This window comes from Pseudomonas sp. NPDC088885, assembly GCF_044750025.1.
Lineage (GTDB): Bacteria > Pseudomonadota > Gammaproteobacteria > Pseudomonadales > Pseudomonadaceae > Aquipseudomonas > Aquipseudomonas rustica.
The window spans coordinates 1-1797 of the sequence record NZ_JBIVJB010000113.1 but is presented as its reverse complement, the minus strand read 5'-3'; the positions used below and the strand labels follow the sequence as shown (position 1 = coordinate 1797).

Sequence of the window (1797 nt, the reverse complement as noted above, 5' to 3'; positions counted from 1 at the left end):
AACACTCTGTCCAAGCACTTCTCTCCGCTGCACGACAAGGGCGCAATGCGCCGTTAGAATCAGGTCGTCCTCGCCCGGTATAGTTAGCATGTTTTGGTTACTGGCGACTCTCGCCTACCTGCTCGGCTCGCTGTCCTTCGCCATTTTGCTCAGCCGCCTGACCGGAAATCCGGATCCGCGAATGAGTGGCTCGGGTAATGCCGGCGCCACCAACATGCTCCGCCTGGTCGGTCGCAAACTGGCGATCCTGACCCTGCTGGGTGATCTGTGCAAAGGCCTGGTGCCGGTGCTGATTGCCTCGGCTGTCGGCCTTTCGCTGCAGGAGCAGGCGTGGATCGGCGTGTGTGCCGTGATCGGTCACCTGTTCCCGCTGTATTTCCGCTTCCGTGGTGGCAAAGGTGTCGCCACCGCCGCCGGCATGCTGCTGGGCCTGTATCCGCCCGCCGCGCTGCTGGCCGTGTGTGCCTGGCTGCTGACGTTCTACCTGACCCGCACCAGCTCGCTGGCGGCGCTGATCGCCACGCCGCTGACCCTGCCACTGCTGGCCTGGCAAGAACCGGAGGCGCTGCTGCCGATGAGCGCGCTGACACTGCTGATCGTCTGGCGCCACCGCGGCAATCTACGCGACCTGTTTGCCGGGCGCGAACGGCATTTTTAAATACCGTCCATGAGCGCCGCTCATCAAAGCGGCGACAACTGCTCCATCGGCCAACGCGCCTGCACGCTGATCGCCAGACTTTCCTGCTGACCAGCCTGCAAACGCTGACAACCGGCAAAGGCGATCATCGCGCCGTTATCGGTGCAGAACTCCGGACGCGCATAAAACACATCACCCTTCATGTCGCCGAGCATTTTCTCCAGCGAAACGCGCAAAGCCTTGTTGGCGCTGACGCCGCCAGCGATCACCAGACGCTTCATGCCCGCCTGTTTCAGGGCGCGCTTGCACTTGATGGTCAAAGTCTCCACCACGGCCTGCTGGAACGCCAGCGCGATGTCGCAACGGGCTTGCTCGTTGTCGTCCCCGGCGCTGACGCACTGCTGCCAGGCGTTGAGCGCGGAGGTTTTCAGACCGCTGAAGCTGAATTGCAGGCCCGGGCGATCGCACATCGGACGCGGAAAGGTAAAACGTCCTGCAACGCCCTTCTCCGCCAACTTGGCGATTTCCGGCCCGCCCGGATAATTCAGGCCCATCATTTTCGCGGTTTTGTCGAATGCTTCGCCGGCAGCGTCGTCGAGCGTCTCGCCGAGCAAGGTGTATTGGCCGATGCCATCGACCTGAACCAGCTGCGTATGACCGCCCGAGACCAACAAAGCGACGAACGGGAATTCCGGCGGTTTTGGCTCCAGCATCGGTGCGAGCAAATGCCCTTCCATGTGGTGCACGCCGAGCGCCGGAATGCCCCAGGCAAACGCCAGCGCCTGAGCGCAGGAAGCGCCGACCAGCAACGCGCCAACCAGGCCAGGGCCCGCGGTATAGGCGATCGCGTCGATCTCGGTGGGCACACAGTCCGCTTCGGCCAACACCTGACGAATCAAGGGCAGCATGCGTTTGACGTGGTCACGCGAGGCGAGCTCCGGCACCACACCGCCATAGGCGCGGTGCAGGTCGATCTGGCTGAACAGCGCGTCGGCCAGCAGACCGCGCTCACTGTCATATAATGCGACGCCGGTTTCGTCGCAGGAGGTTTCTAATCCCAGTACTAGCATGGGTTTGCGCCTTGTTTAGGCTGACTTCGAAGGCGCGCATAATAGTCGCCACGTGATGCCCCGACCAGCGGTTTTCGATCAGAGGCTTTG

The 1797-nt window shown here is 62.5% G+C and carries 2 protein-coding genes; one reads left to right on the top strand and one right to left on the bottom strand.

The genetic code is table 11. The annotated features are described in order from the left end of the window. Positions 1 to 88: 88 nt before the first annotated feature. A complete protein-coding gene (plsY, locus tag ACIP1X_RS25360) occupies positions 89 to 658 on the top strand; it encodes a glycerol-3-phosphate 1-O-acyltransferase PlsY (RefSeq protein WP_053124414.1) in 570 nt (189 codons plus the stop codon). A 23-nt stretch (positions 659 to 681) separates the two neighbouring features. Here plsY and tsaD read toward each other — a convergent pair whose 3' ends face one another. Further along, on the bottom strand, positions 682 to 1707 hold the full coding sequence (tsaD, locus tag ACIP1X_RS25355) for a tRNA (adenosine(37)-N6)-threonylcarbamoyltransferase complex transferase subunit TsaD (protein WP_053124416.1): 1026 nt from the start codon (positions 1705 to 1707) through the stop codon (positions 682 to 684). Between the last annotated feature and the right edge of the window lie 90 nt (positions 1708 to 1797).

Bases quoted from the DNA above. Each gene is read 5' to 3' on its own strand.
- plsY (WP_053124414.1), top strand. From the start codon at position 89: ATGTTTTGGTTACTGGCGACTCTCGCCTACCTGCTCGGCTCGCTGTCC.
- tsaD (WP_053124416.1), bottom strand. From the start codon at position 1,707: ATGCTAGTACTGGGATTAGAAACCTCCTGCGACGAAACCGGCGTCGCA.